At 44.6% G+C, this 26,353-nt stretch carries 24 protein-coding genes and 2 other annotated features; all 24 genes read left to right on the top strand.

Going from position 1 to position 26,353, the window contains the following annotated elements; all coding sequences use genetic code 11:
• The first annotated feature begins 7 nt into the window (after nucleotides 1-7).
• The 24 genes from mcsA to rpoC all read left to right on the top strand — a co-directional run bounded on the left by mcsA (nucleotide 8) and on the right by rpoC (nucleotide 26,324).
• Nucleotides 8-556, top strand: coding sequence for a protein-arginine kinase activator protein McsA (gene mcsA, locus BDD39_RS00865; protein WP_166912190.1), 549 nt, complete (start codon nucleotides 8-10; stop codon nucleotides 554-556).
• Nucleotides 557-560: 4 nt separating this feature from the next.
• Nucleotides 561-1,640 carry a protein-arginine kinase McsB gene (mcsB, locus tag BDD39_RS00860; RefSeq protein ID WP_166907296.1) on the top strand — a complete coding sequence of 360 codons (1,080 nt, stop codon included), beginning with the start codon at nucleotides 561-563 and terminating at the stop codon, nucleotides 1,638-1,640.
• 6 nt (nucleotides 1,641-1,646) lie between these two features.
• The gene (gene clpC, locus BDD39_RS00855) at nucleotides 1,647-4,079 is read left to right on the top strand and encodes an ATP-dependent protease ATP-binding subunit ClpC (RefSeq protein ID WP_166907294.1); all 2,433 of its coding nucleotides are present in this window, start codon (nucleotides 1,647-1,649) and stop codon (nucleotides 4,077-4,079) included.
• Nucleotides 4,080-4,160: 81 nt separating this feature from the next.
• Nucleotides 4,161-5,534, top strand: a complete 1,374-nt coding sequence (radA, locus tag BDD39_RS00850) for a DNA repair protein RadA (RefSeq protein ID WP_166907292.1) — start codon at nucleotides 4,161-4,163, stop codon at nucleotides 5,532-5,534.
• A 111-nt stretch (nucleotides 5,535-5,645) separates the two neighbouring features.
• Complete coding sequence (locus BDD39_RS00845; protein ID WP_166907290.1) at nucleotides 5,646-6,740, top strand: PIN/TRAM domain-containing protein; 1,095 nt, start codon at nucleotides 5,646-5,648, stop codon at nucleotides 6,738-6,740.
• Between the two features lie 20 nt (nucleotides 6,741-6,760).
• Nucleotides 6,761-7,447 carry a 2-C-methyl-D-erythritol 4-phosphate cytidylyltransferase gene (gene ispD, locus BDD39_RS00840; protein WP_166907288.1) on the top strand — a complete coding sequence of 229 codons (687 nt, stop codon included), beginning with the start codon at nucleotides 6,761-6,763 and terminating at the stop codon, nucleotides 7,445-7,447.
• Nucleotides 7,448-7,462: 15 nt separating this feature from the next.
• Nucleotides 7,463-7,939 carry a 2-C-methyl-D-erythritol 2,4-cyclodiphosphate synthase gene (gene ispF, locus BDD39_RS00835; protein ID WP_166907286.1) on the top strand — a complete coding sequence of 159 codons (477 nt, stop codon included), beginning with the start codon at nucleotides 7,463-7,465 and terminating at the stop codon, nucleotides 7,937-7,939.
• Nucleotides 7,940-8,035: 96 nt separating this feature from the next.
• A complete protein-coding gene (gene gltX / locus BDD39_RS00830; protein WP_166907283.1) occupies nucleotides 8,036-9,496 on the top strand; it encodes a glutamate--tRNA ligase in 1,461 nt (486 codons plus the stop codon).
• A 46-nt stretch (nucleotides 9,497-9,542) separates the two neighbouring features.
• Nucleotides 9,543-9,775: a binding site (T-box leader), on the top strand.
• 88 nt (nucleotides 9,776-9,863) lie between these two features.
• A complete protein-coding gene (gene cysE, locus BDD39_RS00825) occupies nucleotides 9,864-10,535 on the top strand; it encodes a serine O-acetyltransferase (protein ID WP_166907279.1) in 672 nt (223 codons plus the stop codon).
• Nucleotides 10,513-11,913, top strand: coding sequence for a cysteine--tRNA ligase (gene cysS, locus BDD39_RS00820; RefSeq protein ID WP_166907277.1), 1,401 nt, complete (start codon nucleotides 10,513-10,515; stop codon nucleotides 11,911-11,913). The genes cysE and cysS overlap by 23 nt, the downstream gene beginning before the upstream one ends.
• A gap of 6 nt (nucleotides 11,914-11,919) precedes the next feature.
• Entirely contained in the window at nucleotides 11,920-12,339 is a 420-nt protein-coding gene (locus tag BDD39_RS00815; RefSeq protein WP_017434037.1) for a Mini-ribonuclease 3, read from the top strand.
• Between the two features lie 2 nt (nucleotides 12,340-12,341).
• Complete coding sequence (gene rlmB, locus BDD39_RS00810; RefSeq protein ID WP_166907274.1) at nucleotides 12,342-13,082, top strand: 23S rRNA (guanosine(2251)-2'-O)-methyltransferase RlmB; 741 nt, start codon at nucleotides 12,342-12,344, stop codon at nucleotides 13,080-13,082.
• A complete protein-coding gene (locus BDD39_RS00805; protein ID WP_166907272.1) occupies nucleotides 13,082-13,594 on the top strand; it encodes an NYN domain-containing protein in 513 nt (170 codons plus the stop codon). Before rlmB ends, BDD39_RS00805 begins: the two co-directional genes overlap by 1 nt.
• Before the next feature lie 93 nt (nucleotides 13,595-13,687).
• On the top strand, nucleotides 13,688-14,314 hold the full coding sequence (gene sigH / locus BDD39_RS00800) for an RNA polymerase sporulation sigma factor SigH (RefSeq protein ID WP_166912188.1): 627 nt from the start codon (nucleotides 13,688-13,690) through the stop codon (nucleotides 14,312-14,314).
• A gap of 111 nt (nucleotides 14,315-14,425) precedes the next feature.
• Nucleotides 14,426-14,575 (top strand): 50S ribosomal protein L33, encoded by a 150-nt coding sequence (gene rpmG / locus BDD39_RS00795; protein ID WP_166907269.1) that lies wholly within the window; start codon nucleotides 14,426-14,428, stop codon nucleotides 14,573-14,575.
• A gap of 43 nt (nucleotides 14,576-14,618) precedes the next feature.
• Nucleotides 14,619-14,801 (top strand): preprotein translocase subunit SecE, encoded by a 183-nt coding sequence (gene secE / locus BDD39_RS00790; protein ID WP_166907266.1) that lies wholly within the window; start codon nucleotides 14,619-14,621, stop codon nucleotides 14,799-14,801.
• 130 nt (nucleotides 14,802-14,931) lie between these two features.
• The gene (gene nusG / locus BDD39_RS00785; protein WP_166907265.1) at nucleotides 14,932-15,465 is read left to right on the top strand and encodes a transcription termination/antitermination protein NusG; all 534 of its coding nucleotides are present in this window, start codon (nucleotides 14,932-14,934) and stop codon (nucleotides 15,463-15,465) included.
• Nucleotides 15,466-15,715: 250 nt separating this feature from the next.
• On the top strand, nucleotides 15,716-16,141 hold the full coding sequence (rplK, locus tag BDD39_RS00780; protein WP_017434030.1) for a 50S ribosomal protein L11: 426 nt from the start codon (nucleotides 15,716-15,718) through the stop codon (nucleotides 16,139-16,141).
• A 108-nt stretch (nucleotides 16,142-16,249) separates the two neighbouring features.
• On the top strand, nucleotides 16,250-16,951 hold the full coding sequence (rplA, locus tag BDD39_RS00775) for a 50S ribosomal protein L1 (RefSeq protein ID WP_017434029.1): 702 nt from the start codon (nucleotides 16,250-16,252) through the stop codon (nucleotides 16,949-16,951).
• A 48-nt stretch (nucleotides 16,952-16,999) separates the two neighbouring features.
• Nucleotides 17,000-17,153: a sequence feature (ribosomal protein L10 leader region), on the top strand.
• A gap of 44 nt (nucleotides 17,154-17,197) precedes the next feature.
• The gene (rplJ, locus tag BDD39_RS00770; RefSeq protein WP_166907263.1) at nucleotides 17,198-17,698 is read left to right on the top strand and encodes a 50S ribosomal protein L10; all 501 of its coding nucleotides are present in this window, start codon (nucleotides 17,198-17,200) and stop codon (nucleotides 17,696-17,698) included.
• Nucleotides 17,699-17,746: 48 nt separating this feature from the next.
• Nucleotides 17,747-18,115 carry a 50S ribosomal protein L7/L12 gene (gene rplL, locus BDD39_RS00765; RefSeq protein WP_017434027.1) on the top strand — a complete coding sequence of 123 codons (369 nt, stop codon included), beginning with the start codon at nucleotides 17,747-17,749 and terminating at the stop codon, nucleotides 18,113-18,115.
• 102 nt (nucleotides 18,116-18,217) lie between these two features.
• Complete coding sequence (locus BDD39_RS00760; protein WP_166907261.1) at nucleotides 18,218-18,820, top strand: class I SAM-dependent methyltransferase; 603 nt, start codon at nucleotides 18,218-18,220, stop codon at nucleotides 18,818-18,820.
• 227 nt (nucleotides 18,821-19,047) lie between these two features.
• The gene (rpoB, locus tag BDD39_RS00755) at nucleotides 19,048-22,617 is read left to right on the top strand and encodes a DNA-directed RNA polymerase subunit beta (RefSeq protein ID WP_166907259.1); all 3,570 of its coding nucleotides are present in this window, start codon (nucleotides 19,048-19,050) and stop codon (nucleotides 22,615-22,617) included.
• A 107-nt stretch (nucleotides 22,618-22,724) separates the two neighbouring features.
• Nucleotides 22,725-26,324 carry a DNA-directed RNA polymerase subunit beta' gene (gene rpoC / locus BDD39_RS00750; protein WP_166907257.1) on the top strand — a complete coding sequence of 1,200 codons (3,600 nt, stop codon included), beginning with the start codon at nucleotides 22,725-22,727 and terminating at the stop codon, nucleotides 26,322-26,324.
• The last annotated feature ends 29 nt before the right edge of the window (nucleotides 26,325-26,353 follow it).

The raw sequence follows: 26,353 nt of genomic DNA, 5'->3' as shown, positions 1-26,353 counted from the left end.
GACCATGTTGATATGCCAAGAGTGTAAACAAAGACCGGCGACGATGCATTTTACAAAGATTATTAACGGCGAAAAAACCGAATTTCATCTTTGTGAACAATGCGCGAAAGAGCATGGAGATATGTTTATGTTTTACGAAAACGATGACTTTTCGTTAAACAATTTATTGGCCGGATTGCTTAATTTCCAAACGCCGATGAAGGAAATGACCGCCAATACGTTCCCAAACTCAGATATTTTACAGTGTGAAACATGTAAAATGACCTATCATCAATTCACCCAAATCGGGCGTTTTGGTTGCTCCGATTGTTATCGGACATTTGCGCGATATTTGCCCCCAATATTAAAAAGGCTTCATAGCGGAAATTCGACCCATTACGGAAAAATACCGAAACGAAAAGGTGGAGTACTTCACCTGCGCAAACAACTCTCCATTCTAAAACAAAAGCTACAGGAACTTGTAGCGAGAGAAGAGTTTGAAAAAGCGGCAGAAGTCCGCGACCAAATTCGCTCCTTGGAATATCAGCTGCGTCAACGCGGAGAGGAGGAAATGTAGCTGTATGTCATTTGAAAAGTTTTTTAATACAGCCGTTAGTTCTTGGATGAGCCAGGAAGGTCCTGATTCTGACATCGTATTAAGCAGCCGCATCCGCTTGGCAAGAAACCTTGTTGATTTCCGCTTTCCAACCGTGTTTAGCAGCGAAGAGGCACAGCAAATCGTTTCCTTGTTTGAACAAACATTTGCCTATCGTTCTTACCATCCAGTCGGCCGTTTTGAACTGCTGAAAATGTCCGAGCTTCAGCCGATCGAAAAAAGGGTATTGGTAGAAAAGCACTTAATTAGCCCGCTTTTGGCGGAAGATTCTCCATTCGGGGCCTGTCTGCTTTCCGAAAATGAAGAAGTAAGCATTATGATTAACGAAGAAGACCATATTCGCATTCAATGCTTATTCCCAGGATTGCAATTAACGGAAGCATTGGAAGCAGCGAACGAACTGGACGATTGGATTGAAGAACATGTGAATTATGCGTTTGATGAAAAACTCGGCTATTTAACAAGCTGTCCAACTAACGTTGGAACAGGGATGCGCGCTTCTGTGATGATGCATCTTCCGGCGCTCGTTTTAACACAGCAAATGAATCGTATTATTCCGGCTATTAATCAATTAGGATTGGTAGTACGAGGGACATATGGAGAAGGGAGCGAAGCTTTAGGAAATATATTTCAAATATCAAACCAAATTACATTAGGAAAATCAGAAGAAGATATTGTCGAAGATTTAAAAAGCATCGTTCAACAATTAATCGCTCAAGAAAGAATGGCAAGGGAGGCATTAGTCAAAACTTTAAACATACAATTAGAAGACAGAGTATTCCGTTCGTATGGAATATTGGCCAACTGCCGGATGATTGAATCGAAAGAAGCAGCACAATGTTTGTCCGACGTGCGCTTAGGGATTGATTTAGGATATATTAAAAATATTTCACGCAATATTTTAAATGAGTTAATGATTTTGACACAGCCTGGATTTTTGCAACAGTATGCTGGCGGCGTATTAAGACCGGAGGAGAGAGACGTCCGGCGGGCTGCGTTGATACGGGAACGCCTAAAAATGGAAGAGAAAAAACATGGAGGGTGATGAATAATGATGTTTGGCAGATTTACAGAACGGGCGCAAAAAGTATTAGCATTAGCCCAAGAAGAAGCGATCCGCCTTGGCCATAATAACATTGGCACGGAGCATATCTTATTGGGTCTCATCCGCGAAGGGGAAGGAATCGCAGCGAAAGCATTGATGGCGTTGGGCCTTGGCCCGGAGAAAATTCAAAAAGAAGTGGAATCATTGATTGGCCGCGGACAAGAAGTTTCCCATACGATTCACTATACACCGCGGGCGAAAAAAGTGATTGAATTGTCAATGGATGAAGCGAGAAAACTTGGTCATTCCTATGTGGGCACGGAACATATTTTACTTGGCCTTATTCGCGAAGGCGAAGGGGTTGCGGCCCGTGTACTTAACAACTTGGGAGTCAGCCTGAATAAAGCGCGCCAGCAAGTATTGCAGCTGCTTGGAAGCAGCGAATCGGTTTCGAGTCATTCCGGCGGTGCTTCCCACGTAAGTACACCGACTTTAGATAGTTTAGCGCGTGATTTAACGGCGATTGCCCGCGAAGGACGGTTGGACCCTGTCATTGGCAGAAGCAAAGAAATTCAGCGCGTAATTGAAGTGTTGAGCCGGCGCACAAAAAATAATCCGGTGCTAATCGGGGAGCCTGGCGTTGGGAAAACGGCGATTGCTGAAGGGCTTGCGCAGCAAATTGTTAATAATGAAGTGCCGGAAACGCTCCGCGATAAGCGGGTGATGACGCTGGATATGGGGACGGTTGTGGCCGGAACGAAATATCGGGGCGAATTTGAAGATCGTTTGAAAAAAGTGATGGATGAAATTCGTCAGGCCGGCAATATCATTCTTTTCATCGACGAGCTTCACACCTTGATTGGTGCCGGAGGGGCGGAAGGTGCGATTGACGCCTCGAACATTTTAAAACCGGCGCTTGCCCGTGGCGAGTTACAATGTATTGGTGCGACAACGTTGGATGAGTACCGTAAATATATCGAAAAGGACGCAGCACTAGAGCGTCGCTTCCAGCCAATTTATGTTGATGAGCCGACGGTGGAAGAATCGATTCAAATTTTAAAAGGGTTGCGTGACCGTTATGAAGCCCATCACCGCGTTTCTATTTCCGATGAAGCGATCGTTCAAGCTGTCAAATTATCCGACCGGTATATTACGGATCGTTTCCTCCCGGATAAAGCGATTGACTTAATTGATGAGGCTTGCTCGAAAGTCCGTCTTCGTTCCTTTACCGCACCGCCAAAATTGAAAGAGCTGGAACAAAAACTGGAAGAAGTGCGCAAAGAAAAAGATGCGGCAGTACAAAGCCAAGAATTTGAAAAAGCGGCTTCCTTGCGTGATATGGAACAACGGCTGCGTGAAGAACTAGAAGAGACAAAACGGGCATGGAAAGAAAAACAAGGTCAGGAAAATTCAGAGGTAACGGTTGAAGACATTGCCATGGTCGTATCAAGCTGGACAGGAATTCCAGTTGCAAAATTGGCGCAAACCGAAACCGAACGTTTGCTGAAACTAGAAGAAATTTTACATTCGCGTGTCGTTGGGCAAGACGAGGCCGTCAAAGCCGTAGCGAAAGCGGTGCGCCGTGCGCGCGCTGGATTAAAAGATCCGAAACGCCCGATTGGTTCATTTGTTTTCCTCGGACCGACAGGGGTCGGAAAAACGGAGCTGGCAAGGGCACTTGCCGAAGCAATGTTCGGCGACGAAGACGCCCTTATCCGCATCGATATGTCGGAATACATGGAGAAACACTCGACATCCCGTTTAATCGGATCGCCTCCTGGTTATGTTGGATATGAAGAAGGAGGTCAGCTGACAGAAAAAGTGCGCCGCAAGCCATATTCTGTCGTGCTTCTAGACGAAATGGAAAAAGCCCATCCGGACGTCTTTAACATTTTGCTTCAAGTGTTAGAAGATGGTCGTTTAACCGATTCGAAAGGAAGAACGGTGGATTTCCGCAATACGATTATCATTATGACGTCAAACGTCGGCGCGGACGCGCTAAAACGAAACAAATACGTCGGCTTTAACGTCCAAGATGAAGATCAGAAATACAAAGACATGAAAGGAAAAGTCATGGACGAGTTAAAGAGAGCGTTCCGTCCGGAGTTTTTAAACCGTATTGATGAAATTATCGTCTTCCATTCGCTTGAAAAACAACATTTAAAACAAATTGTCAAACTGATGGCGGAAACATTAGTAAAACGCTTAAAAGAGCAAGATATTGATTTAGAGCTGACGGATGCGGCGATTGAAAAAATTGCTGCGGAAGGATATGACCCAGAGTATGGTGCTCGGCCATTGCGCCGCGCGCTACAAAAACATATCGAAGACCGTTTGTCAGAAGAGCTGTTAAAAGGAACGATTGCAAAAGGGCAAAAAGTCGTTGTTGATGTCAAAGACGGGGAATTTGTTGTATTATCAGAACAAGCGGTAATGTAATCTGAGTTTTTACGAAAGGTATGCGGCAGCTCCATTGCCCATACCTTTTTGTTTCAATGTGAAAAAGAGAGGGTTTTTTCGATGGGGAAAAAGAAAACAAAATTCGTTTGTCAAGAATGCGGTTACGAATCAGCAAAATGGCTTGGGAGATGCCCGGGATGCAATACTTGGAATTCCATGGTCGAGGAAATCGAGCGGGTAAAGCCATCAACAAGAGGCGTGTTTGTCCATTCTGCGCCTGACGCCTTGGCTAAACCTGTGCCGATTACTACGGTAACGACCACACAGGAACCGCGTATGCAAACGAATATGTCGGAATTTAACCGTGTGTTAGGCGGAGGGATTGTGAAAGGGTCGCTCGTGTTAATTGGCGGGGATCCTGGTATTGGAAAATCCACACTTCTTTTACAGGTTTCTGCGCAGCTTGCTGCGATGCAACATAAAGTATTATATATTTCCGGCGAAGAATCGATTAAGCAAATGAAGCTTCGCGCCGACCGTCTCCATGTCGCCTCTGATCAATTATATGTGTTAGCGGAGGCAGATTTGGAATATATTGTAGAAGCAATAGACCATATTCATCCTGCGTGTGTAATCATTGATTCCATTCAAACGGTGTATCGCGCCGATATTACATCCGCTCCGGGAAGCGTGGCACAGGTGCGTGAATGCACGGCAGAATTAATGAAAATCGCGAAAACGAAAGGAATTGCCATTTTTATCGTCGGACATGTGACGAAAGAGGGGGCCATTGCCGGTCCAAGAATTTTAGAACATATGGTTGATACCGTTCTTTATTTCGAAGGAGAACGTCACCATACGTATCGGATTTTGCGGGCGGTGAAAAACCGTTTCGGCTCGACGAACGAAATCGGCATTTTCGAAATGAGGGATGTAGGGCTTGCCGAAGTTGAAAACCCTTCGGAAGTGTTTTTAGAAGAACGTTCCCGCGGTGCAGCAGGTTCAACCGTTGTCGCGGCGATGGAAGGAACTCGCCCTGTATTAGTCGAAATTCAAGCGTTAGTATCTCCAACGAGCTTTGGCAATCCACGGCGGATGGCGACAGGAATCGATCATAACCGTGTTTCTTTATTAATGGCCGTATTGGAAAAAAGGGTCGGTCTTCTTTTACAAAATCAGGACGCTTACTTGAAAGTAGCGGGGGGCGTGAAACTCGATGAACCAGCGATCGATTTGGCGATTGCTGTCAGCATTGCCTCCAGCTTTCGCGACCAGCCGACAAATCCGTCTGATGTAATTATCGGCGAGGTCGGTTTGACCGGAGAAGTGCGACGAGTGTCCCGCATTGAGCAGCGCGTGCAAGAGGCAGTCAAATTAGGATTTTCCCGTATTATTATTCCAAAAAATAATTTAATGGGCTGGAATCCTCCGAAACATATTACAGTCATCGGGGTATCCCATGTTTCGGAAGCGTTGGAGTATACGTTGCAGTAAAATCGTTACAAGCCTATGTCAAATGTTTTAAAAAACATTAAAAACTATGCTATCATTGGTTTCAAACATTGGAAACTGTTTATAATGGTAATAGGGAGGTGAAGTTCACACATGGTAAAACGGATCGTACAGTTATTTTTTCTTGTTGTCGGAGGAACATTAGGTGCGGTTTTTTTGCCTGATTTATTGCGGCTTATGCATATAAAAGATGCTCCGCTTTTAAATAATTCCTATACATTAGCAATATTAGGGGCAATTATTTTCTTTATGATGACATTTTGGCTAGTCGATTATGTTGTCGATATGATCCGCTGGGTCGAAGAAACGCTCGTCAAAGCGCCTGTTGCCGATTTGCTGTTTGGTAGTTTAGGGCTTATTTTTGGTCTTATTATCGCATTTTTAGTTGTCATGCCGCTGCAATCGTTTCACATTCAAGTCGTCAATACGGTGCTGCCAATCTTTTTAACGATTTTGCTCGGTTATTTAGGGTTCCGCGTTGGTTTTAACAAACGGCATGAATTAATGAACTTATTTTCGCTTTCTAATCGAATGGCGAAGAAAAAAAGCGGAGAAGGAGAAGCGGAGCCGCCAAGGGGTGGTTCGGTTAAAATTTTAGATACAAGCGTCATTATTGATGGTCGGATTGCAGACATTTGCCAAACCGGTTTTTTAGAAGGACCGATTGTCATTCCGCGCTTTGTGCTGGAAGAATTACAGCATATTGCCGACTCTTCAGATGTGTTGAAACGCAACCGTGGTCGCCGCGGACTGGACATTTTGAACCGCATCCAAAAAGAATTAGATATAAAAGTAGAAATTTATGAAGGCGATTTTGACGACATTCAGGAAGTCGATAGCAAGCTGGTGAAATTAGCGAAATTGCTATCAGGGGTTGTCGTTACGAACGATTTTAATTTAAATAAAGTATGTGAGCTGCAAAATGTGCGCGTTCTCAATATTAACGATTTAGCTAATGCCGTGAAGCCGGTCGTTCTGCCTGGGGAAGAATTAAACGTTCATGTGATCAAAGATGGCAAAGAGCATAATCAAGGTGTAGCATATTTAGATGATGGCACGATGATCGTCGTCGAGGATGGAAAAGAGTATATTGGCAAACGGGTTGACGTATTGGTGACGAGCGTGTTACAAACATCTGCGGGGAGAATGATTTTTGCCAAGCTAAAGTTGTTGCAAAAAGCGCTATAAACAAATGAGGGGAAACGGCAATGAAGTATGAGGTAGTCATTCCAGCAGCTGGGCAAGGAAAGCGAATGAGAGCGGGAGTGAATAAACAGTTCATTGAGCTTCGCCATGAACCGTTGATCGTGCGCACATTGAAAGTGTTTGACAGCGATGAATGGTGCGACGGCATCATTGTGGTGATTAACGAGGCGGAAAGGATTCAATTTGAACAATTATTTTCCCGCTTTCATCTAAACAAAATCATCGCGGTGGTCAACGGTGGCGAAGAGCGGCAGCATAGCGTGTACAATGGACTAAAAGCGCTCAAAAACAGCGATATTGTCCTTATTCACGACGGCGCCCGTCCATTTGTTACCGTGGAGCACATTCATGAATTAGTAACAGCGGCAAACAAGTACGGTGCAGCGGTTCCGGCGGTTCGCGTCAAAGATACGATTAAGAAAGTCCACGGACAGTTTGTGAAAGAGACGATGGAACGTTCTAGCTTGTGGGCTGTACAAACTCCACAAGCTTTTCATGTTTCTCTCATTTTACAGGCACATGAGCAAGCAAAAAAGGAAGGTTACATCGGCACGGATGATGCCAGCCTCGTCGAGCGAATCGGCGGAAAAGTAAAGATTGTGGAAGGAGATTACCGCAATATTAAATTAACGACACCGGATGATCTATTGTTTGCGGAAGCAATTTTATCGAGCCGCGCCAGTTTATAACGAGAGGGGAGCAACATGTTTCGCATTGGTCAAGGATTTGATGTGCATCAACTTGTTCATGGACGTCCTTTAATTATCGGTGGCGTTCGTATTCCCTACGAAAAAGGGCTGCTTGGCCATTCCGACGCCGACGTCTTGCTACATGCGGTTGCAGACGCTTGTCTAGGGGCGATCGGAGCCGGCGACATCGGAAAGCATTTCCCGGACACGGACAACCGCTATAAAGACGCGGATTCTGCGTTATTATTAAAACATGTATGGGAGCTAGTCAAACAGCAAGGATATAGGTTGGCGAACGTCGATTGCACCATTATTGCGCAAAAGCCGAAAATGGCGCCATATATTGAACAAATGAAAGAGAAAATTGCCGAATTGTTAGAAGGGGAAACATCACAAGTCAATGTAAAAGCAACAACGACGGAAAAGCTTGGCTTTACCGGTCGGGAAGAAGGAATTGCCGCGCAGGCGGTCGTATTATTACAAAAACAGTAAGCTTCTGCTATAGCGGAAAACAATCCATTTTGAACTTTGCCGCGATAAAATGTACAATAGTGGTACAAAGCTTGATTATATTGGAGGTTATTGACAATGGCACAAGAAGTACGAGTGCGCTATGCACCAAGTCCAACCGGCCATTTGCATATTGGTGGGGCGCGGACAGCGTTGTTTAACTATTTATTTGCCCGTCATCATAACGGAAAATTTATTGTACGCATTGAGGATACGGATATTGAACGCAACGTGGAAGGCGGCGAACAATCGCAGCTGGAAAACTTAAAATGGCTCGGTATTGATTATGACGAATCCGTCGATAAAGGCGGAGAATATGGTCCGTATCGCCAAACAGAACGTCTTGATATATACCGTAAATATATCGATGAACTTTTAGAAAAAGGACATGCCTATAAATGTTTCTGTACGCCGGAAGAGCTCGAAAAAGAGCGGGAAGCGCAAAGAGCAGCAGGCATCGCCGCGCCGCAATATAGCGGGAAATGCCGCCATTTAACAAAAGAGCAAGTTGCCCAATTGGAAGCGGAAGGAAAGCCGTATACGATCCGCCTCAAAGTTCCTGAAGGAAAGACATATGAATTTGAAGATATGGTGCGCGGAAAAGTGACGTTTGAATCGAAAGATATCGGCGACTGGGTCATTATGAAAGCGAACGGCATTCCGACATACAATTTCGCCGTTGTCATCGATGACCACTTAATGAAAATCACACATGTGTTCCGCGGCGAAGAACACTTATCGAACACGCCGAAACAGCTGATGGTGTACGACTATTTCGGCTGGGAGCCGCCGCAATTTGCCCATCTAACCTTGATTGTAAACGAGCAGCGCAAAAAGCTTTCGAAACGCGACGAGTCCATTATTCAATTTGTTTCGCAGTATAAGGAGCTTGGCTATCTGCCGGAGGCCATGTTTAACTTTTTTGCACTGTTAGGCTGGTCGCCGGAAGGAGAAGAAGAAATTTTCTCGAAAGAAGAACTAATCCGTATTTTTGATGTTTCTCGATTGTCCAAATCGCCGTCGATGTTTGACACGAAAAAACTGACATGGATGAATAACCAATATATTAAAAAGCTAGACTTAGACCGTCTAGTGGAAATTTCCCTGCCTCATTTAATTAAAGCAGGGCGACTGCCGGAGCAGATGAGCGAAGAACAGCGGCAATGGGCGCGCGATTTAATTGCCCTGTACCAGGAACAAATGAGTTATGGGGCGGAAATTGTAAAGCTATCGGAGCTGTTCTTCAAAGAAGAGATTGAGTATAATGAAGAAGCGAAACAAGTATTGGCGGAAGAACAAGTTCCGGATGTATTAAAGGCCTTTTTAGAAGAAGTGAAGCAGCTTGAGCCGTTTACGGCAGAAAATATTAAAGCGGCAATTAAATCGGTGCAAAAAGCGACAGGACAAAAAGGGAAAAAATTGTTTATGCCGATTCGCGTTGCGGTAACAGGGCAAACACACGGTCCGGAATTGCCGTTTGCACTCCAATTACTAGGAAAAGAAAAAGTGATCAGCCGATTAGAAAAAGTTATTGGTTAACCATTTTTGTACGCTTTTCATATAGTTAAGTAAAAATGAAAATATGGAAAAAGCGTTGATGAGGAGAAGTAGGAAACATTGGCATCCCAGAGAGAATCACCTTGGCTGGAAGTGATTCATGACCGATGTTTTCCGAAATGCCCCTCGGAGCCTCCTTTCGAACCGGAACAGAGACGTTCTGTAGTAGATGGGAGCGGAGTTTCACCGTTATCAGACTAGAGCGAGCTAAACGATCGTTTAGCTAAACAGAGTGGAACCGCGCCTAGAAGCGTCTCTGTGTCTTTGGCACAGAGGCGCTTTTTTCAATGGAAAACAAAACTGTTATCGATGCAATGCAAATATTTGATAGTCTTGGGGGGAGGACTATATGTTTAAAACAATGAAAGAAGATATTGAGGTGATTTTCGAGCAAGATCCAGCGGCAAGAAGCTATTTAGAGGTAATTTTAACGTATTCCGGTTTGCATGCGATTTGGGCGCATCGTATTGCTCATGCGTTGTACAAACGTAAATTTTATTTTCTCGCCCGCTTGATTTCGCAAATTAGCCGCTTTTTTACAGGTATTGAAATTCACCCTGGAGCGAAAATCGGCCGCCGCTTTTTCATCGACCATGGTATGGGAGTGGTCATTGGCGAAACGTGTGAAATTGGCGATAATGTAACTGTATACCAAGGTGTGACATTAGGCGGAACTGGGAAAGAGAAAGGGAAGCGCCATCCGACGATTAAAGATAACTGCTTAATTGCGGCAGGAGCGAAAGTGCTTGGCTCGATTACGATCGGGGAAAACTCGAAAATTGGCGCCGGTTCGGTCGTCTTAAAAGACGTGCCGCCAAACTCGACTGTTGTCGGGATTCCGGGACGGGTAGTTATCCGTGACGGGGTAAGAGTGAAAAAAGACTTAAACCATACAGACTTGCCAGATCCAGTGGCTGATCGTATTAAAGAGTTGGAAGCGGAAATCGCCAAATTGCGTAGTGAAATTGAGAGCTTAAAACAGGAAAGGAAGAACGAACATGGGCAGCATTCGGCTTTATAACACGTTAACAAGAAAAAAAGAAACGTTTGAACCGCTCGAACCGAATAAGGTGAAAATGTACGTATGCGGTCCGACGGTATATAACTATATTCATATCGGCAACGCCCGCGCCGCGATCGTATTTGATACGATTCGCCGCTACTTAGAGTTCCGCGGCTATGAAGTGACATACGTATCCAATTTTACGGATGTCGATGACAAATTAATTAAAGCGGCGCGGGAGATAGGGGAAGATGTACCGACGATTGCCGAGCGTTTTATTCAAGCATATTTTGAAGATATTACCGCACTTGGCTGCAAAAAAGCGGACGTGCATCCGCGCGTCACAGAAAATATCGATGTCATTATTGCGTTTATTCAAGCGTTAATCGATAAAGGGTATGCATATGAAGTCGACGGTGATGTGTATTACCGTACGAGAAAATTTGCGGAGTATGGCAAACTCTCTCACCAGTCTATTGACGAGCTAAGAGCGGGAGCGCGCATCGAAATCGGGGAAAAGAAAGACGACCCGCTTGACTTTGCCTTATGGAAAGCGGCAAAAGAAGGAGAAATTTGCTGGGACAGCCCATGGGGAAAAGGCCGTCCGGGATGGCACATCGAATGCTCGGCAATGGCACGTAAATATTTAGGAGATACGATTGATATTCATGCTGGCGGTCAAGATTTGACATTTCCTCATCATGAAAACGAGATCGCCCAATCGGAGGCGTTAACGGGAAAACCGTTTGCAAAATATTGGCTGCACAACGGATATTTAAATATTAACAACGAAAAAATGTCAAAATCGCTTGGCAACTTTGTGCTCGTTCATGATATTATCCGGCAAATCGATCCGCAAGTGCTACGGTTCTTTATGCTGTCGGTTCATTACCGCCATCCAATCAACTATAGCGGCGAGCTGTTAGAAAGTGCAAAAAAAGGACTGGAGCGATTAAAAACCTCTTATTTTAACTTGAAGCATCGATTGCAAAGCAGCACCAACTTAACCGATGACGACGAGCAATGGCTTGAGCGGATTCAAGAGCAACATGAGGCATTTATTCGTGAAATGGACGACGATTTTAATACAGCTAATGGAATCGCCGTGTTATTTGAGTTGGCGAAACAAGCGAATTTATATTTGCATGAGAAAAATACATCGGAACGAGTCATTCATGCGTTTTTACGCGAATTCGAACAGCTGCTTGATGTGCTTGGCATTACGCTAAAAGAGGAAGAATTATTAGATGAGGAGATTGAAGCGCTCATTGAACAGCGAAATGAAGCGAGAAAAAACCGTAATTTCGCCTTAGCCGATCAAATTCGTGATCAATTAAAAGCGAAAAACATCATTTTAGAAGATACGCCGCAAGGAACAAGATGGAAAAGAGGATAAGAAGGAATGAGTTTGCTACAGCCGATCAAAGATGTAAAACAGCTAAACGGATTAGCGCTTGCCTATATCGGTGATGCCGTCTACGAAGTATACGTACGGCATCATCTTCTTGCCAACGGCAGCGTGAAACCGCACCAGCTTCATCGCCAAGCGATTCAATACGTATCCGCCAAAGCACAGGCTAAAGTGTTGCTAGCTTTATTGGAAAAGGAATTATTGACGGAAGAAGAAAGGGCCATTGTTCGCCGCGGAAGAAATGCCAAATCCGGCACGATTCCGAAGAATACGGATGTGCAAACGTACCGATATAGCACGGCATTTGAAGCATTGATTGGTTATCATTTTTTAGGGAAAAATGAAAAGCGGGTCGAAGAGCTGATTCGTTGTTCATTTGCAATCATTGAAAGTAAGGAAAGGACGTTGTAACGATGGATTTTATTATTGGGAGAAACCCAGTGATGGAAGCGTTGAAGTCGCAGCGGGAAATCAATAAAATTTGGATCGCGGAAGGAGCGCAGCGCCACTCCGTGCAGCCGATTATTCAGCTTGCAAAACAAAACGGTGTGCTTGTGCAATACGTTCCGAAAAAAAAGCTCGATCAAATGGTAGAAGGGACACACCAAGGAGTGGTGGCTCAAGTTGCCGCATACCGTTACTACGAAGTTGACGATTTATTCGCCCGGGCATCGGAAAAAGGCGAACCGCCGTTTTTTCTTATTCTCGATGAACTAGAAGATCCGCATAATTTAGGATCTATTATGCGAACAGCGGATGCTGTAGGGGCGCACGGCATCATTATTCCGAAACGGCGCTCTGTCGGCTTGACGGCGACGGTAGCGAAAGCTTCCACAGGCGCTATCGAGCATATTCCCGTTGCTAGAGTGACAAATCTAGCGAGAACGATCGATGAATTAAAAGAGCACGGGGTATGGATTGTCGGGACTGATGCGAAAGCAAAAGATGACTACCGCTCCTTTGATGGAACAATGCCATTAGCTCTGGTGATTGGCAGTGAAGGAAAAGGAATCAGCAGGCTTATTTTAGAAAAATGTGATTTTCTCCTTCGTCTGCCGATGAGAGGACATGTGACATCATTGAATGCTTCCGTCGCTGCAAGTCTTCTCATGTATGAGGTGTACCGCAAACGATATCCGTTAGGGGATAAATGATGAATATTTTAATTGTCGACGGCTATAACATGATCGGTGCTTGGCCGGAACTCCGCAAACTAAAAGAAGAAGATGACCTTGCAGCGGCAAGGGATTTGCTGATTGACAAAATGGCGGAGTATCAAGGATTTACGGGAGACCAAGTCATTATCGTTTTTGATGCACACCTCGTACAAGGGAAGGAGAAAAAATATAAAAACCATCAAGTCGAAGTGATATTTACAAAAGAACACGAAACAGCCGACGAGCACATTGAACGGTTGGCCAAAAGCTTAATCAATGTACGAACAAAGGTGTATGTTGCTACATCGGATTATACGGAGCAATGGACGATTTTCAGTCAAGGAGCGCTGCGCAAGTCAGCGCGTGAGCTTTTAGCGGAAATGGAGGCCATCGAAAAAGATATTTCCAAAAAACTGCAACACATGCAACAGCAGACCCCGATGTCCAAAGTTCCGTTAACCGATGAAGTTGCTGAAATTTTCGAAAAATGGCGAAGAGGGCAAAAATGAATGGTTGACGCTGTAAAAATTTGTACTGTATAATAAATTCTAGCGATTGATGCGGTCGGGGGGATCAGCGTGGGCCATTGCTTCAAGGAAAAAATGTATAAAAATTACAAAAATATGGAAGATGAGCAGCTGGTGGAACTGGTGCATCAAGGGGATGGAGATGCGCTAGATTTTTTGATTCATAAATACCAAAATTTCGTGCGTGCCAAAGCCCGCTCTTATTTTTTAGTCGGCGCCGATCGCGAAGACATCATTCAGGAAGGGATGATCGGCTTATACAAGGCGGTTCGTGACTTTAAAGGGGACAAGCTCTCCTCTTTTAAAGCGTTTGCAGAACTTTGTATTACAAGGCAGATGATTACGGCTATTAAAACGGCCACAAGACAAAAACATATTCCGCTGAATTCTTACGTTTCCTTAGATAAACCTATTTATGATGAGGAATCAGATCGGACGCTGATGGATGTTATTTCCGGCACGAAGGCGACGGATCCGGAAGAGCTTATTGTCAATCGCGAAGAAGTGGACGATATTGAGGTGAAGATGGCGGAGCTTCTCAGCGATTTAGAGCGAAAAGTGCTTGCTTTGTATTTAGATGGACGTTCCTACCAAGAGATTTCTGAAGAATTGAACCGTCATGTCAAATCGATTGATAACGCTCTGCAACGTGTAAAAAGAAAGTTAGAAAAATATTTGGAGTACCGCGAAATCAGCATGTAAGAACGTGGAGAATGATTTCTCAACCTAGTAGAGGAAAAAAATCCGGCGTTGACAGCAGAAATAAGGGTATGGTAAATTTTTATGGACATCCTTAAGAACGGTGGGATATCCATGCGGAAAAAAGTGATTTTAGCTTGCAGTAAATGCAACAGTCGAAATTACGTAACGATGAAAAAAATGAGCGACGCAACAGAACGCTTTGAAACGAATAAATTTTGCAAAATTTGCAATATGCATACACCCCACCGTGAGACGAAGTAGCGCTACGTGGGCAGCTTTTTAAGTTTGTTGGAGGTTATTAATCATGCAGCGAATGATAAACTTTTTCAAAGAAGTAGTTCGGGAAATGAAAAAAGTAAGTTGGCCAAACCGGAAAGAATTGGTTAACTATACAGCTATTGTATTAACTACCGTTGCGTTTTTTACAGTGTTTTTTGCCGTTGTTGATTTAGGAATTTCTGAATTAATTCGCTTTGTTTTTGAATAAGTCTGTTGCCCATATGATATAATGAAAGATAATAAAATGAGAGCGTCTGACCCGGTAACGGGTTTTTGTTTTGCTTAAAAAAGGAAACCAAACCGATTTAGGGAGGGAAAGGACAGTTAAGTCCTAATCAATGGAGAAAAATTGGTATGTGATTCATACGTATTCCGGTTATGAAAATAAAGTGAAGGCCAACTTAGAAAAACGCGTTGAATCTATGGGTATGCAGGATAAAATTTTTCGCGTTGTCGTTCCTGAAGAAACAGAAACGGATGTCAAAAACGGAAAAAGAAAAACAACGAAAAAGAAAGTCTTTCCAGGCTATGTACTAGTGGAAATGGTAATGACGGATGATTCCTGGTATGTAGTACGCAACACTCCTGGAGTAACGGGATTTGTCGGCTCAAGCGGAGCTGGTTCCAAACCAACCCCGTTGATGGAAGAAGAAGTGAAAATGATTTTAAAACGAATGGGCATGCCGCTGACAGAGGTCGATATAGATTATGAGCTAAATGAAACTGTAAGGGTGAAAGAAGGTCCTTTTACCAACTTTACGGGTAAAATTGAAGCGATCGATGTGGATAAACGAAAAGTAAAAGTGCTCGTCAATATGTTTGGTCGTGAGACACCGGTGGAATTGGAATTTTCGCAGATTGAAAAAATATGATGGAAAAGAACTTGCAATCAAAATGGAAAAGTGATAATATTTTAAAGTCAGTATGTCTCATAAACCGGGACAGATATATTCTCTACAGGCAATGAACTTATACCAGTGTATAAGGGAGCATGTGATTTACCAACACGCAGATCCTCTCAACCGAAACGGGAGATATGGAAAAGGGCTAATAGGATGTTAGCCTTATGAGTGGGAGGGACAATCCCTAATACCACATCACGGACTTAAGGAGGTGTGTCTCGTGGCAAAAAAAGTTGTGAAAGTCGTCAAGCTGCAAATTCCTGCAGGGAAAGCGAATCCGGCACCACCAGTTGGTCCTGCATTAGGTCAAGCCGGTGTTAATATTATGGCGTTTTGTAAAGAGTTCAATGCTCGCACAGCTGATCAAGCGGGTTTGATTATTCCGGTTGAAATTACGGTGTTTGAGGACCGTTCATTTACATTTATTACAAAAACTCCGCCAGCTGCAGTATTGCTGAAAAAAGCGGCCGGCATTGAATCAGGTTCTGGTGAACCAAACCGTAACAAAGTAGCGACAATCAAACGCGACAAAGTGCGTGAGATTGCGGAAATGAAAATGCCGGATTTAAACGCAGCAAGCATTGAAGCTGCGATGCGCATGGTTGAAGGTACAGCCCGCAGCATGGGCATTGTTATCGAAGACTAATGTGCATAGTGTTGGCTGAGGAGGTTGCGACTACAAGGAGTGATCCTTTTCGCAACCTTTATTCGTGGGAGGTTATTCCGCTAAAACCACAATGAGGAGGAATTAAACATGCCAAAAAGAGGAAAGAAATATTTAGAAGCATTGAAGCTGGTAGACCGCTTCAAAGCGTATCCAATCGCAGAAGCGATTGAACTGGTGAAAAAAACGAACATTGCTAAATTTGATGCTACGGTGGAAGTTGCGTTCCGTTTAGGCGTTGATCCAAAAAAAGCGGACCAACAAATTCGCGGCGCGGTTGTATTGCCTCATGGTACAGGGAAAGTACAGCGCGTATTAGTATTCGCGAAAGGGGAAAAAGCAAAAGAAGCCGAGGCAGCTGGTGCTGACTACGTCGGCGATACAGAATATATCAACAAAATCCAACAAGGTTGGTTTGATTTTGACGTCGTTGTCGCAACACCTGACATGATGGGTGAGGTTGGTAAATTAGGACGTATTTTAGGTCCAAAAGGATTAATGCCAAACCCGAAAACTGGTACCGTTACATTTGATGTAGCAAAAGCCGTACAAGAAATTAAAGCTGGTAAAGTCGAATATCGCGTTGACAAAGCCGGCAATATTCATGTACCGATTGGTAAAGTTTCATTCGACAACGAGAAACTGGTAGAAAACTTCGCTACGATTTATGAGGCGATTTTAAAAGCAAAACCAGCCGCTGCAAAAGGTACGTACGTGAAAAACGTAACGGTTACTTCGACGATGGGGCCTGGTATCAAAGTGGATCCATCTACTGTAGCGGTAGCGCAATAAGATATTGACTTCTTTCAATCCTTTTAGTAAAATGTCTTTTGTCTGGAAAAATGAATATCATTTGTACCGTAGACAGTAGGTGCTCTTAGGAGCTTAATTTCCTACCGAGGTATTTGCACGATAGAAAAACGCGTTCAAGGTCGTTTTGCGCGTTTTACGATACCTCCATGTCTACGTGGCATGGAGGTTTTTTGCTGATGCGGTATAAGTGGTGTTTTCATTTTATCTTCTACAGGAGGTGTAAAAATGAGCAGCGCGATCGAACTCAAAAAACAGATTGTAGCAGAGATAGCTGAAAAATTCCGCGCCAGCAAATCTACGGTTATCGTAGACTACCGCGGCTTAAACGTAGCGGAAATTACAGAACTTCGCAAACAGCTTCGCGAAGCGGGCGTTGAGTTCAAAGTGTATAAAAACACATTAACCCGCCGCGCGCTAGCTGAAGTTGGGTTAGAAGGATTAAACGACGTATTGACTGGACCAAATGCGATTGCATTTAGCAATGAAGATGTCGTAGCGCCTGCGAAAGTTTTAAGTGAATTTGCCAAAAACCATGAAGCGCTGGAAATTAAAGCAGGTGTGATTGAAGGGAACATTGCAACGCTTGAAGAAATCAATGCACTTGCAAAACTTCCTTCCCGCGAAGGCTTGCTTTCTATGTTGCTTAGTGTTCTTCAAGCGCCAATTCGCAACTTTGCACTTGTTACAAAAGCAGTTGCGGAGAAAAAAGAAGAGCAAGGCGCATAATCTCGCATCCATATATGCATAAAACCATAAATTAAGGAGGAACTGACAATGACAAAAGAACAAATCATTGAAGCGGTTAAAAATATGACAGTATTAGAATTAAATGAATTAGTAAAAGCAATTGAAGAAGAGTTCGGCGTAACTGCTGCTGCTCCTGTAGTAGTTGCTGGCGGTGCTGCTGCTGGCGGCGAAGCTGCTGCTGAAAAAACAGAATTCGATGTTATCCTTGCTGATGCTGGTGCGCAAAAAATTAAAGTTATCAAAGTTGTTCGTGAAATCACTGGTCTTGGTTTAAAAGAAGCAAAAGACTTAGTCGATAACACTCCAAAACCAATTAAAGAAGGCGTTTCAAAAGAAGAAGCAGAAGAAATCAAAGCAAAACTTGAAGAAGTTGGCGCTAGCGTAGAAGTAAAATAATCGTCCTTGACAGAGAAAAAAGCCCGCTGAAACCAGCGGGCTTTTTTACTGCAAAAATGGATATGATGGAAGATATAGATCAGCAAAGGAAAGGTGATGGAATTGAGCGAACATTATTATTCTTCCAACCCGTCGTCAGAAAGCAATCGTCATACATGGACGTTTTTATTGCGGGGCCACGAGCTCGTGTTCACCACTGACAGTGGTGTATTTTCCAAGCGGGAAGTTGATTTTGGCACGCGGCTGTTGATTGAAACGTTTTCGGAACCGGATATAAATGGCGATTTTTTAGATATCGGCTGCGGATATGGTCCGATCGGTTTGGCGCTTGCAAAGTCATTTCCTCACCGACATGTAGATATGGTGGATATTAACAAACGAGCGCTTGAATTGGCCGTTGAAAATAAACTGGCCAACGATATTACAAATGTAACGATTTATGAAAGTGATTTATTTGCGCAAGTAGGCGATAAAAAATTTGCCGCGATTTTAACCAATCCCCCGATTCGCGCCGGAAAACGTGTTGTTCATGCGATATTCGAACAAAGCGCTGACCATCTTTTCGATCAAGGAGAGCTATGGGTCGTGATTCAGAAAAAACAAGGTGCGCCTTCCGCATTAAAAAAATTGCAAGAAGTATTTTCGCACGTAGAAGTGGTGACAAAGAAAAAAGGATATTATATCATAAAGGCGAAAAAATGTTGACAGTGTTTTGTTGTTGTGGTAGCATTATAAAATGCTAAATGTGTACATTTTCCTAGTAAGGATATGAAGTATAATTTTGTTTATAATGGAAAAAATGATAAAATCAATAAACAGGTAAAAATATGGTTTTCTATCATAGAAACCATTTTCTTTTTTTCTCCATGAAAAGCATAGCTCCATGTTTACCTTCTAATTTGATTAATGTTTACATTTGAGGGGTGAATCACTTGACAGGCCGACTAGTTCAATATGGACGACACCGCCAACGGAGAAGTTACGCGCGCATTAGTGAAGTGCTGGAATTGCCAAATCTTATTGAGATTCAAACTTCCTCTTACAAATGGTTTCTGGATGAAGGATTGCGGGAAATGTTCCGCGAAATTTCCCCAATCGAAGACTTTTCTGGCAATCTTTCTCTTGAATTTATTGATTATAGTTTAGGGGAGCCGAAATACACGGTAGAAGAAGCGAAAGAACGCGATGTTACATATGCTGCACCGCTTCGCGTAAAAGTGCGTTTAATTAACAAAGAGACAGGTGAAGTAAAGGAACAAGATGTGTTTATGGGTGACTTCCCGTTAATGACAGAAACGGGGACGTTTATCATTAACGGGGCAGAGCGGGTTATTGTATCCCAGCTTGTCCGTTCACCGAGCGTGTACTACAGCGATAAAGTAGATAAAAATGGGAAGCGCGGCTATTCGGCGACAGTGATTCCGAACCGCGGCGCATGGCTAGAATACGAAACCGATGCCAAAGATGTCGTATATGTTCGCATTGATCGCACCCGTAAACTGCCAGTTACGGTGCTTCTTCGTGCGCTCGGTTTTGGTACCGATCAAGAAATTATTGATTTACTTGGCGATAACGAATATTTGCGCAACACGCTTGAAAAAGATAATACGGATAGCACTGAAAAAGCGCTCATTGAAATTTACGAACGCCTACGACCAGGCGAACCACCAATAATAGAAAACGCGAAAAACTTGTTAATCTCTCGCTTTTTTGATCCAAAACGCTATGATTTAGCAAGCGTCGGACGTTATAAAATTAATAAAAAACTTCATATTAAAAACCGCCTGTTTAACCAACGTCTTGCCGAAACATTAACGGATCCGGAAACAGGCGAGATTATTGCGGAAAAAGGAGCAATCATTGACCGCAGAACGTTAAATCGCTTGATGCCATACCTTGAAAAAGGCATTGGTTTGCAAACCTATAAACCTGCTGGGGGCGTGGTGGAAGAGCCAATTTCCGTGCAGTCGATTAAAATTTACTCGCCAAATGACTTGGATAACGAACAAGTGATCAATGTCATCAGCAATGGCTATATTGCTGAAGATGTCAAACATATTACCCCGGCGGATATTATCGCTTCCATTAGCTACTTCTTTAACTTGTTGCATGGGGTTGGCGATACGGACGATATCGACCATTTAGGAAACCGCCGTCTTCGTTCGGTCGGTGAATTGCTGCAAAACCAATTCCGCATTGGTTTATCGCGCATGGAACGGGTCGTTCGCGAGCGGATGTCCATTCAAGATACCAACACGATTACACCGCAACAGCTGATTAACATCCGCCCGGTTATTGCAGCGATTAAAGAGTTTTTCGGAAGTTCGCAGCTTTCGCAATTTATGGACCAAACAAACCCGCTTGCCGAATTAACGCATAAGCGCCGTCTTTCTGCGTTAGGGCCAGGGGGGTTAACGCGTGAACGCGCAGGGTTTGAGGTGCGCGACGTTCACTACTCCCACTATGGACAGATGTGTCCGATTGAAACACCTGAGGGTCCAAACATTGGATTAATTAACTCTCTATCGACTTATGCGAAAGTCAATAAATTCGGTTTCATTGAAACGCCATATCGTCGCGTCGACCCAGAAACAGGAAGAGTAACCGATCAAATTGATTACTTAACGGCGGACGAAGAGGATAACTATGTCGTGGCGCAAGCGAACGTCCCGCTCGCGGAAGATGGAACATTCTTAGAAGAAAATGTGGTTGCACGTTTCCGCGGGGAAAACATTGTCGTCAAACGCGACCGTGTGGACTATATGGACGTGTCGCCAAAGCAAGTTGTATCGGTAGCGACGGCGTGTATTCCGTTCTTAGAAAACGACGACTCGAACCGCGCGCTCATGGGTGCGAACATGCAGCGCCAAGCGGTGCCGCTATTAGAGCCGGAAGCGCCAATTGTCGGCACGGGAATGGAATATGTGTCCGCAAAAGACTCTGGTGCTGCGGTTATTTGTAAGCACCGCGGTATTGTCGAGCGGGTAGAGGCGAAAGAAATTTGGGTTCGCCGCCTCATTGAAGTGGACGGAAAAGAAGTAAAAGGAGACCTTGACAAATATCGTCTCTTGAAATTCGTCCGCTCGAACCAAGGAACTTGTTACAATCAGCGCCCGATTGTGAAAAAAGGCGATATCGTAGAGAAAGGTGAAATTTTAGCAGACGGTCCATCGATGGATAAAGGTGAGCTCGCGCTTGGCCGCAACGTGCTTGTCGCCTTTATGACTTGGGACGGCTATAACTACGAAGACGCGATTATTATGAGTGAACGCCTCGTCAAAGAGGACGTATACACATCGATCCATATCGAGGAATACGAGGCGGAGTCCCGCGACACAAAACTAGGGCCAGAGGAAATTACGCGTGATATTCCAAACGTCGGGGAAGATGCGCTGAAGAATTTAGATGAGCGCGGAATCGTCCGCATTGGTGCCGAAGTAAAAGACGGTGACTTGCTCGTCGGAAAAGTAACGCCAAAAGGAATGACGGAACTTACAGCCGAAGAACGGCTATTGCACGCCATCTTCGGAGAAAAAGCGCGTGAAGTGCGCGATACGTCGTTGCGCGTTCCACATGGCGGCGGCGGTATTGTGCTCGATGTAAAAGTATTTAACCGCGAAGACGGCGATGAGCTTCCGCCTGGTGTTAATCAGCTTGTCCGCGTGTATATCGTGCAAAAACGGAAAATTTCCGAAGGCGATAAAATGGCAGGCCGCCACGGAAACAAAGGGGTTATTTCCCGCATTTTGCCGGAAGAAGATATGCCGTTCTTGCCGGATGGCACACCGATTGATATTATGTTAAACCCATTAGGCGTTCCGTCGCGGATGAACATCGGGCAAGTGTTTGAGCTACACCTCGGTATGGCGGCGAAAAAGCTCGGTCTTCATATTGCGTCGCCGGTATTTGATGGAGCTACAGAAGAAGACGTATGGAACATTCTAGAAGAAGCAGGAATGCCGCGCGATGCAAAAACGGTTCTATATGATGGCAGAACGGGAGAGCCGTTTGACAACCGCGTATCTGTCGGCATCATGTATATGATTAAGCTGGCGCACATGGTCGATGATAAACTTCACGCTCGCTCGACGGGACCATACTCGCTTGTTACGCAGCAGCCGCTCGGCGGGAAAGCGCAATTCGGCGGACAACGTTTCGGCGAAATGGAAGTATGGGCGCTCGAAGCTTACGGTGCGGCGTATACATTGCAAGAAATACTTACCGTCAAATCCGATGATGTTGTCGGTCGTGTCAAAACGTACGAAGCGATCGTCAAAGGAGAAAACATACCGGAACCAGGTGTGCCGGAGTCGTTTAAAGTGTTAATTAAAGAGCTGCAAAGCTTAGGTATGGATGTAACGATTTTAACGAGCGATGAACAAGAAATTAATATGGAAAACTTCGACGAGGACGAAGACAATGCTGCCGATGCGGTCGTTTCGGAAGTAAAGCCGGCAGAAAAGGAAAAAGTAGATGAAAAAGACGCTGTCACGAAAGAATAAGCTTGATTGATAGTGATGGAGGCGATATTCCTCCATCACTATTAGGATGTTATCCGACAAACAAGCATTTGAGGCAAAACCGATGGATAAAGAGGGAGGTATACCCCTTGCTAGATGTAAACAAATTTGAGTACATGAAAATTGGGCTCGCTTCACCGGAGAAAATCCGTTCTTGGTCGTACGGCGAGGTAAAAAAACCGGAAACGATTAACTATCGTACATTAAAGCCGGAAAAAGACGGACTGTTTTGCGAGCGCATTTTTGGACCGACCAAAGACTGGGAATGCCATTGCGGAAAATATAAGCGCGTACGCTATAAAGGTGTTGTCTGTGACCGCTGCGGTGTCGAAGTTACTCGTTCGAAAGTCCGCCGCGAACGGATGGGACATATTGAACTAGCCGCTCCTGTTTCACATATTTGGTATTTCAAAGGCATCCCAAGCCGTATGGGGCTTGTTTTGGATATGTCGCCGCGGGCATTAGAAGAAGTTATTTATTTTGCTTCCTATGTGGTGACGGATCCAGGTGATACACCACTGGAGAAAAAACAACTGCTTTCTGAAAAAGAATATCGTGCGTATCGTGAAAAATACGGGCAATCATTCCAAGCTTCCATGGGGGCGGAAGCGATTAAAAAGCTTCTTCAAGATATTGACTTGGATAAAGAAGTAGCGACGTTAAAAGAAGAGCTGAAAACGGCACAAGGCCAACGTCGTGCTCGTATTATCAAGCGATTGGAAGTGTTAGAGGCGTTCCGTAATTCAGGAAACGATCCTGCGTGGATGGTGCTTGATGTGCTTCCTGTTATCCCACCTGAATTACGGCCGATGGTGCAATTAGACGGCGGACGCTTTGCGACATCGGACTTGAACGATTTGTACCGCCGCGTTATTAACCGAAACAACCGCTTAAAACGTTTATTGGATCTTGGTGCACCAAATATTATCGTGCAAAATGAAAAACGGATGCTGCAAGAAGCCGTTGACGCGCTCATTGACAACGGCCGCCGCGGCCGTCCGGTAACAGGGCCTGGAAATCGCCCGTTAAAATCATTGTCCCATATGTTAAAAGGGAAACAAGGGCGTTTCCGGCAAAACTTGCTTGGTAAGCGCGTAGACTATTCCGGACGTTCGGTTATTGTTGTCGGGCCAAACTTAAAAATGTACCAATGCGGTTTGCCGAAAGAAATGGCACTCGAACTCTTTAAGCCATTTGTGATGAAAGAACTGGTGGAACGCGGATTAGCGCACAATATTAAAAGCGCGAAACGGAAGATTGAACGCGTTCATCCAGAAGTATGGGACGTATTAGAAGACGTCATTAAAGAACATCCGGTACTTTTGAACCGTGCTCCAACGCTTCACCGTTTAGGTATTCAAGCGTTTGAACCAACGCTTGTCGAAGGCCGCGCGATTCGTTTGCATCCGCTTGTATGTACGGCGTATAACGCGGACTTTGACGGAGACCAAATGGCGGTTCACGTTCCGCTCTCGGCGGAAGCACAGGCGGAAGCGCGCTTGCTCATGCTAGCCGCACAAAACATTTTGAACCCGAAAGATGGAAAACCGGTTGTTACTCCTTCGCAAGACATGGTGTTAGGGAACTATTATTTAACGATGGAGCGCGAAGGAGCCATCGGCGAAGGCATGGTATTTAAGGATACGGACGAGGCGCTGCTTGCATATCATAACGGCTATGTTCATTTGCATTCGCGCATTGCCGTTCACGCGGGTTCATTGAAAAACGAGACGTTTACGGAAGAGCAAAATAACAAATTATTGCTCACTACCGTTGGCAAATTGATTTTCAACGAAATTTTGCCAAACTCGTTCCCTTACATTAATGAGCCGACAACAGAAAACATTGAAGGGCGGACGCCGGATAAATATTTCCTTGACAAAGGCGTAAATGTGAAAGAAGAGATTCGCAAACGCGAGCTCGTGCCGCCGTTTAAGAAAAAAGTGCTCGGGCAAATTATCGCGGAAGTATTCAAACGGTTTAAAATTACGGAAACGTCGAAGATGCTTGACCGCATGAAAGATTTAGGTTTCCAATATTCGACAAAAGCTGGTATTACGATCGGTGTTGCTGATATCGTAGTATTGCCGGAAAAACAAGAAATTCTGGAAGAAGCGCAAGCGAAAGTCGACACGGTCTTAAAACAATTCCGCCGCGGTTTAATTACTGAAGAAGAACGCTATGAACGTGTCATTTCGATTTGGAGTGCGGCGAAAGACAAAATTCAAGAAAGACTAATGAAATCATTGGATAAACGCAACCCGATCTTTATGATGAGCGATTCCGGTGCACGCGGTAACGCTTCGAACTTTACGCAGCTTGCCGGAATGCGCGGTCTCATGGCGAACCCGGCGGGACGTATCATTGAGTTGCCGATTAAATCTTCATTCCGTGAAGGATTAACGGTATTGGAATACTTTATTTCTACGCACGGCGCACGCAAAGGGCTGGCCGATACGGCTCTGAAAACGGCAGACTCTGGTTATCTCACGAGACGGCTCGTCGACGTGGCGCAAGATGTCATTGTCCGCGAAGAAGATTGCGGTACAGACCGCGGTATTCTTGCAAGAGCGTTAACAGACGGAACGGAAGTGATCGTCAAATTAGAAGAACGCCTTGTTGGCCGTTATGCGCAAAAAACAGTGAGACATCCGGAAACAGGAGAAATACTCGTTCGTAAAGATGAAATGATCACCGAAGATATTGCGAACGAGATCATTAAAGCAGGCATTACGGAAGTATGGATTCGCTCGGCGTTTACATGCAATACGCGGCATGGCGTATGTAAAAAATGTTATGGCCGCAACTTGGCGACAGGCGCCGATGTCGAGGTTGGCGAAGCGGTCGGTATTATCGCGGCGCAGTCGATCGGTGAGCCTGGTACGCAGCTGACGATGCGTACGTTCCATACAGGCGGTGTTGCGGGTGACGACATCACCCAAGGTTTGCCTCGGGTACAAGAATTGTTTGAAGCGCGTAATCCGAAAGGGCAAGCCGTCATTTCGGAAATTGATGGAGTTGTTGTTTCCATTAACGAAACGCGAGATCATCAATATGAAATTGTTGTCAAAGGCGAGGTTGAAACACGTTCGTATGTCGCCCCTTACAACGCAAGATTGAAAGTAGAAGAAGGGCAGCAAGTAGAGAGAGGCCAAGAGCTGACGGAAGGCTCCATCGATCCAAAACAATTGTTAAGAGTTCGCGACATTACATCGGTTCAAGAATACTTGCTGCGTGAGGTACAAAAAGTATACCGGATGCAAGGGGTAGAAATTAGCGATAAACATATTGAAGTGATGGTTCGCCAGATGTTGCGCAAAGTGCGTGTCATTGATGCGGGCGATACGGACGTGTTGCCTGGAACGTTGTTGGATGTGCATCAATTTACAGACGTCAATGAAAAGGCGCTTCTCGAAGGGAAACGCCCAGCAACAGCACGTCCGGTGCTGCTCGGTATTACCAAAGTGTCGCTTGAAACCGATTCGTTCTTATCGGCCGCATCGTTCCAAGAAACAACACGCGTGTTGACGGATGCGGCGATTAAAGGAAAACGCGATGAATTGCTCGGCTTAAAAGAAAATGTCATTATCGGTAAGCTTGTTCCAGCCGGAACAGGAATGGCGCGTTATCGCAAAGTCAAGCCGGTGATTAAGAAAGAAACGACTAGCGATACCGTTACAACGAAATAACCTGCTTAGCCAGCAAAGGAGATTCTCCT

Origin of the sequence: Saccharococcus thermophilus (assembly GCF_011761475.1) — a bacterium.
GTDB lineage: Bacteria > Bacillota > Bacilli > Bacillales > Anoxybacillaceae > Saccharococcus > Saccharococcus thermophilus.
This window is presented reverse-complemented; position numbering and strand designations above follow the sequence as displayed.